Origin of the sequence: Methylobacterium sp. (assembly GCF_019745455.1) — a bacterium.
Classification (GTDB): domain Bacteria; phylum Pseudomonadota; class Alphaproteobacteria; order Rhizobiales; family Beijerinckiaceae; genus Methylobacterium.
This window is the reverse complement of sequence record NZ_JAIETD010000131.1, coordinates 1-7,077: the sequence shown is the minus strand read 5'-3', so window position 1 is coordinate 7,077 and position 7,077 is coordinate 1. Positions and strand designations below refer to the sequence as shown.

The following is a 7,077-nucleotide window of genomic DNA, read 5'->3' as shown; positions in this document are numbered from 1 at the left end:
CTTCGCCAGATGCGCGCCGTCGAAGGCACGGCAAAACCTTAGCGTATATCTGGGTCCGTTCTGTGTACCGACCCCGGATTGGCACACAAACCGTCTCAGACGGTTGGGAGCCCGTGTGAGCGGCTGACCTCACCGGTTCACGACGGTCCCTCGACGATGCCACGCGAGAGTGCATGGACCCTGCTCCGCATCCTGCTCTCAAGCAGCGACCCCGAAAGTTCAGTCGGCACCAAGCCCCATCAAGGGCCTCATCGCGCCAGTCCACGATCCTCACAACGATGGAGCGCTGGTTGAAGGAGATCGAGGGGGCTCAAACGAAGCAATCGAGGATGCAGCATGCCCTTGCCGTTCGGGAGTTTGCCCAGACTCAGTCGTCAAGCGTTGGAGTTCGAAGGGTTGATCGACACACCGCTGGTGAGTTTGTCAGCAACGTGCTCCTACGAAGTGGAGCTTCTCAGAACACGGTCAATCGAAAGATCGCCTCTCTTTCTTCGATGTGGCAGTGGCTCATAAAGCGTGGCTTCGTCAGCGATAATCCGTGGCAGGGACAGGGAAGCTTCAAGAACCGATTGAATCTCGAGCCGGCGAAGCGCGCCTACGCAGCAGATGAACTTACTAAGTTGCTCTCGGCAGACCCAGTTTCGATTATGGGTCAAAGGTACGGGACGGTACTATTCGACCTCATGCGGGTCGGTTTGATGACCGGCTGCCGCATCAAGGAGCTTTGCCAATTACGTACTGTAAATGTGATTGTTAAAGAGCGATCGTTCCGCATCTTGTCTGGAAAGACAGGGAATGCCCGGCGCATTGTACCCATTCATAAACCGGCGTGGCCGATCATGCAGCGGCGATTGGTAAGCTCATCCGATGGCTGGGTGTTCTCGGTATTAACTCCCGCGAATCCTGACGGGAACCGAAGTTGAATTGTAGTGAAGCGATTTTCGAGCTTCCGACAGAAAGTTCTCGGACCGAACAAGCAAGTCAATTTCCATAGCTTCAGGCGGTGCTTCGCGACCTATCTCGAACGGGCCTCAACCCACACCACAGCAGTTAATAGTAGCGTCATCGCTGAGCTTATGGGGCATGCTAAGCCGACGCTCGCTCTCGCCGTTTACTCATCGGGGCTGGTGCCGGAGCAACTCCGCGTCGCAATTGATGCTGTTGATTACGTAGTCGAGCCTCAGGTGATCAAGCACTCCCTAGCCGAACCCTGATGCTTGGCAACCGTTCGAAGGTTCGGAAACGGGTGGTACAGCAGACCTTCCCTGTCGTCGTCCTTCAGCCCCTCCGAGGACTGTTACATTCCGAGAAGTAAGCAAATCTGGCACTCTGACGATTGATCTCCTTACGTATCTATGCAAGCTTCGTAGGCCGCGAATCAAAAAATGCGGCGTAGACAAGTCAACCTCCTATTGCGCTGATCCATTCTTACCAACGCCACGCTTGCTAAACGTGTCGCGAAATCATGAAGCGAGAGGTTTGGTCATGGATCATGACACAACGCGCCGGGCGACTGCCGAGTTTTTTGGCACGTTCTGGTTGACATTCGGTGGCTGTGGCGCTGCCGTCCTATCGGCTGCTTTTCCCGAACTCGGCATTGGCTTCCTTGGAGTCGCCTTTGCATTTGGCTTGACTGTGCTAACGATGGCTTATGCAGTCGGCCACATCTCGGGTGGCCATTTCAATCCGGCTGTGACGCTTGGACTATGGTCTGCCGGACGCTGCGCAAATCAACATGTCTTGCCCTATATCATCGCGCAGGTTATGGGGGCGGTTGTTGGTGCTTTCGTCCTCTACGTCATTGCATCAGGCAAGACTGGCTGGGTCCCCAATGGGTTCGCCTCGAATGGTTACGGTGATCTCAGCCCTGGCAAATACGGTGTTGCCGCCTGCTTGATCACCGAGCTTCTGCTGACCTTCTTCTTCATCTTCATCATCGTCGGCACAACGTCGAAGGGTGCCGCGACGGGCTTTGCCGGCATCCCGATTGGGTTCGCCCTTGTGTTGATCCACCTGATCTCGATTCCCGTGACCAACACCTCGGTCAATCCGGCTCGCAGCACAGGACCTGCCCTGTTTGCAGGTGGCGAGTACGTCGCGCAGCTATGGCTGTTTTGGCTTGCACCTATCGTGGGAGCGATGGCGGCCGGAGCGCTGGCTCGCTGGCTCTACGAACCCGCCGATGTCGTCGATACCATCGTAGTCGAGAAAGGCGCTGCAATCTGAAGGATTGCGGTTGAAGCCGCGACTAACGGAACGGCTACTTGCCCTTGAGGATGTGCAGTAACCCATAACTTGCCAATGGCTGGCATAACCTGAGTCGAATGTGCCCCATATGCTGCCGACTGAGTCCCTCCTGCGGGGCTCTACCGCTCGCTATCAAGGCTGTTCGCGTCTGCATTCGCAGCCGTCGTCCATCGATCCAAACGGCTCATTCAGCGGCCGCCCGCCGCGAACGAGCCTCGCCACCACGGCCGATGGCCGACCCGATTTTCGCAACAGGTCACGCATGGCACTACGCGGCACCCGCTAACCTCGGGGCCGTATGCCCCCACCCGCAATGCACCCCCTTTGGTGGCATTCTCAAAAAAAGCCTGTGCTGGCGTCGTACCCTGACGTTGGACCCCGATGCGGCTGCATTCCGACATGGCACGAGACCAAGCGCTGCGCGATGGCGACCGGCAGGCCTACACCGTGGTCGTGACCGACGAGGATCATCATCCAGTCTATTACGCGATCCTGTCGCTCGTAGGGATCTGGCTGATCCGCTGAAGCCTGGCTGCAGCAAGGCGGTACCAAGCGTCAGGTTCGAGCCGTCAATTTGGAGGAAGTGTCGCCATTCCTTCGGGCTCTAATTCGCCGCGATGAGTTCCTTGATGCGGTGGGCCAAGGTCTCCAATACGAACGGCTTCGTCACGACTTGCATGCCGGCATCAAGACTGCCGTTGCCAAGCCCAGCCTTCTGCCCATAGCCGGTGATGAACAACACCTTGAGGCCAGGTCGGGCGACCCGGCCTGCCTCCGCGACCTGCCGGCCGTTCATACCCCCGGGCAGGCCAATATCGGTGACCAGAAGGTCGAGACGCACGTCCGACTGAAGCACCTTCAGTGCTGCCGATCCCTCCGCCGCCTCGATGGCCGTATAGCCGAGGTGCTCCAGTACCTCCGTCACGAGCATACGAACGCTTGGCTCGTCATCCACGATCAACACCGTCTGACCCTGTTCCGCACGAGGAGCCTTGCTTAAGTCTGCGAGCTCGACGGCCTGCTCCGCTTCACCGGAATGTCGCGGCAGGTACAGGCTCAGCGTCGTACCCTTTTCGGGTTCGGAGTAGATCCGAACGTTTCCTCCCGACTGCCGTACGAAGCCGTAGATCATCGACAGGCCGAGCCCCGTCCCCTCGCCGACAGGCTTCGTCGTGAAGAACGGGTCAAAGGCTCTTGCGATCACCTCAGGCGGCATGCCGGTTCCGGTGTCGGTGACGCTGAGGGAGACGTACTCGCCCGCGGTCATGTCACGCTTCCTCGCGTTATGGTCGTCCAGTCGTTCATTCGCCGTCTCGATGGTGATGCGCCCGCCATCCGGCATCGCGTCGCGAGCGTTGATCGCAAGGTTCAGGAGGGCGTTCTCGAGCTGGTGCGGGTCGACGAGAACCGCCCACAACTCCGCGGCACCCGGGACGTCGACCTCGATTTCGGGTCCAACCGTGCGCCTGACCAGTTCCTCCATGCCCGCTATCAAGCCGTTCACGTTCGTGGGCTTCGGATCGAGCGTCTGGCGGCGTGAGAAGGCGAGAAGGCGATGGGTGAGTGCCGCGGCGCGTTTCGAGCAACCTTGGGCGGTGTTGATGTAACGGTCGAGATCCGTCAGCCGTCCCTGACCCATACGTGTCTGCAGCAGCTCCAGGCTGCCCGAGATGCCGGCCAGAAGATTATTGAAGTCGTGAGCAATGCCTCCGGTGAGCTGACCGACCGCCTCCATCTTCTGAGATTGCCGCAGAGTCTCTTCGGAGATCAACAACTCGGCAGTGCGCTCCGCGACCCGGCGCTCAAGCTCGTCCTCCGTCTGTTGACGTTCGAGGAGGTGGGTTCGGACCTGGTACTGACGTCGGCGTGCCCGCAGAGCCGAGCCTACCGCGCTCAACAGCGTGAGGGGTTGAACCGGCCGCTCGATCAGCGCCACGTTGCGCAATTGCCCGATCAAGTGCTCCCGCTGCCGCCTAATCGAGGGGGCTTGGCGGTCGCTCGTCATCATCAGGAAGGGCAGATCGGACCAGGGCGGTTGTTTTTCGACCCAAGCGACCAGATCCTCGACGTCCTGCCTGAGCAAGCCTTCCTCGGCAACGAGAACGGTGCCGACGCCTTGGCCGAGCGCTGAAGTCAGCGCATTCACGTCGGCGCAGGCAAAAGCCGCGATGCCACCCCGCTGCAATACCTCGACGGTTGCCGGACCGTCGCGACCGGTCGGAGCCAGAACGAGGACACGCTCCCCGTTCGGATCAGCCTCAGTCATGGGCCGGCTGCGGCATCAGCGGCTTGAGTGTGCCGGTATAGGTTGGAGACCCTGTGAAGATGCCGCTGAACTCGGTGAGCGGCGGCCCGAGCCTGATGCCGCCTGAGGTCAGTTGGTACTCGCGAATCGTGTCCTCGTGCGCCCCGCTTCGCTTCTTGAGCACGGATAAGGCGCGCCGGACCCGGCCCTCGGCCTCGAAGTAACGCAGCATCAGGACTGCGTCGCTGAGATAGCTGATGTCGACTGGCGTCTCCATCGGGCCCACCAACCCATGCTGGGCAAGGACAAGGATCGCGACCACACCCATCTGGCTCAGGTAGCTCAGGAGCTCATGCATCTGCAGGATGAGGAAGCGCTCGTCCGGCATGGCATTGAGGTAGCCGTTGAGGCTGTCGATCACGACCATGCAGGCCTGATCCCGCTCGACGCTGGTGCGCACGAGATGGGCGAACTCGCCAGGTGCCATTTCGGCCGGATCGATCTGCTCGATGCGCAGCGTCCCCGCTGCGACAAGAGGCTCGATGTCCAGGCCGATGGCCTTGGCCCGAGCGCCAATGGTGCCACGACCCTCATCGAAGGCGAAGATGACGGCGTGGTCGCCTCGCAGCGCCACTGCCACTGCAAAAGTCAGTGCCAGCGTCGACTTGCCTACGCCTGCGGGACCGATGAACAACGCATTCGTGCCTCGCTCCAAGCCACCGCCGAGTAAGGCATCCATCTCTCCGTTGCCGCTCTGCGTGAACTCGCCGAGGAAGCGCTTGTGATGCTCGGCCGCGACCAGGCGCGGGTAGATCTCAAGCCCACCCCGTTGGATGGTGAAGTCATGGTAGCCGCCCTTGAACTGGATGCCGCGCATCTTGATCACGCGCAGCCGGCGGCGCTCGGCACCGAAATCGACCGGGTTCTGCTCCAGCAGCACGACCCCATGTGCGAGGCTGTGAAGAGGAACGTCACCCCCCTGCGAGGACAGATCGTCCAGCAGCAGGACGGTGCAGCGCTGCGTCGTGAAAAAATGCTTAAGCGCCATGATCTGACGGCGGTAGCGCAGGGGACTTTGCGCGAAGATACGCATCTCGGACAGGCTATCGAAGACAACGCGCGTGGGCTTTATCGTCTTGATCCGGTCGATAATTCCCGTCGTGGTCTCGCTGAGTTCGACCGCCGAGGGCTGGAACACCGTGAGTTCGTCGTCCGGATCGAGGCTTGCCTCCGAGGAGGACAAATCGAACAGCTCGATCCCGTCCAGCGCCCAGCCGTGGCGTTCTGCGATCAATTGCAGTTCCGGTCCACTCTCCGACAGGCAGATGTGCAGCGTCTTCTCGCCCCGACGTGCACCTTCGAGGAGGAACTGAAGGGCCAGGGTGGTCTTGCCGCTGCCCGGCTGACCCTCGACGAGATAAACGCGGTTGGCATCGAAGCCGCCCCCGAGGATCTCGTCGAGCCCCTCGATGCCGGACGACACGCGCGCCGGTGACACAGTGGTTGAGCTTTCGATGGTCATGGAATGGGCCCGATCCGCGGTTGGCTAAGTTAAATTCCCAAATCGGGGACTCAGGCAGCTTCGAGGGGAACCTCCAGGGTACAGACTACCCCTTCAGGTTCGTAGAGAATTTGCACTTCGCCCCCAAGCTCGCTGGCCAGTCCGCGCTCGATCATCCGGGTTCCGAACCCGCGCCGAGCCGGCGGAGACACGGCAGGACCGTCTCGTTCCTCCCAACGCAAGCTGAGGCGCGGCAGAGTCCCGTCTGATACTTCTGGCGAGGCGATCATGGCCCATGACACCGACACGGCACCTGCCTCGTTCGACAAGGCTCCGTACTTGGTCGCGTTCGTCGCAAGTTCGTGCAGCATCATCGACAGGGCGAGCGCGGTGCGAGGCACCACCCTCACGGCTTTGCCTTCCCAGCGGCAGCGCTGCCGGTCTGAGTTGTGAACGCAGAGGGCATCGTCCACGATCCGGCTGAGATCCGCGCTCTCCCACTTCTCGGCGGTCAGCACGTCGTGTGCCTTGGCCAGGGCGATAAGTCGCGCCGTAATGGCTTCACGGGCGTCGTGCAATGACGTGGCAGACCGCAGCGAGTGGGTCGTGAAGGCCTGAACGGTCGCGAGGGTATTCTTCACCCGGTGGTTGAGCTCATGAATGAGGAGCTGCTGATGCTCGCTGGCCAGCTGAGCCTCGGTGAGATCCCTCAGGATCTTGAGAAAGCCTATCAGCCCACCTGCGTCGTCACGCATGGGCATCATCAGGCCATTGGCCCAAAATTGTTTTCCATCCTTACGCAGGTGCCAGCGATCGTCATCGGCCCGGCCTTCGGTGACCGCCAGCCTCATCTCCTCCTCGGCAATGGCCTCCCTGTTGTCGTCGGGCGTGAAGATGACGTTGACTGGTCGACCGATCGCCTCTCCCTCGTCCCAACCGAGCAGGTTTTCCGCCCCGGTGTTCCAGCCGGTGATCCGCCCGGCGAGATCGAGGGTGAAGATCGCGTAATTGCGTATTCCGACGAAGCCGGCCGGGGATTCCGATTTGAAGCCGGCCGTCGTTCCGAGGCGAAGCCGGCCACCAT

General features: G+C 60.7%; 6 protein-coding genes. 3 read left to right on the top strand and 3 right to left on the bottom strand.

Annotation, left to right across the window (positions count from 1 at the left end):
- Positions 1-290 precede the first annotated feature (290 nt).
- From K2Y56_RS22545 to K2Y56_RS22535, 3 genes are all read left to right on the top strand, one after another.
- Positions 291-923, top strand: a complete 633-nt coding sequence (locus K2Y56_RS22545; protein ID WP_292513101.1) for a tyrosine-type recombinase/integrase — start codon at positions 291-293, stop codon at positions 921-923.
- Between the two features lie 562 nt (positions 924-1,485).
- Entirely contained in the window at positions 1,486-2,226 is a 741-nt protein-coding gene (gene aqpZ, locus K2Y56_RS22540) for an aquaporin Z (RefSeq protein WP_292513097.1), read from the top strand.
- Positions 2,227-2,628: 402 nt separating this feature from the next.
- Complete coding sequence (locus K2Y56_RS22535; protein WP_292513094.1) at positions 2,629-2,772, top strand: hypothetical protein; 144 nt, start codon at positions 2,629-2,631, stop codon at positions 2,770-2,772.
- A gap of 79 nt (positions 2,773-2,851) precedes the next feature.
- Here the strand turns inward: K2Y56_RS22535 and K2Y56_RS22530 are convergent, their stop codons facing one another.
- From K2Y56_RS22530 to K2Y56_RS22520, 3 genes are all read right to left on the bottom strand, one after another.
- The gene (locus K2Y56_RS22530; protein ID WP_366849339.1) at positions 2,852-4,513 is read right to left on the bottom strand and encodes an ATP-binding protein; all 1,662 of its coding nucleotides are present in this window, start codon (positions 4,511-4,513) and stop codon (positions 2,852-2,854) included.
- Positions 4,506-6,014, bottom strand: coding sequence for an ATPase domain-containing protein (locus K2Y56_RS22525; RefSeq protein ID WP_292513091.1), 1,509 nt, complete (start codon positions 6,012-6,014; stop codon positions 4,506-4,508). The genes K2Y56_RS22530 and K2Y56_RS22525 overlap by 8 nt, the downstream gene beginning before the upstream one ends.
- A gap of 50 nt (positions 6,015-6,064) precedes the next feature.
- A partial coding sequence (locus K2Y56_RS22520; protein ID WP_292513089.1) for an HWE histidine kinase domain-containing protein occupies positions 6,065-7,077 on the bottom strand: 1,013 nt, incomplete at its 5' end.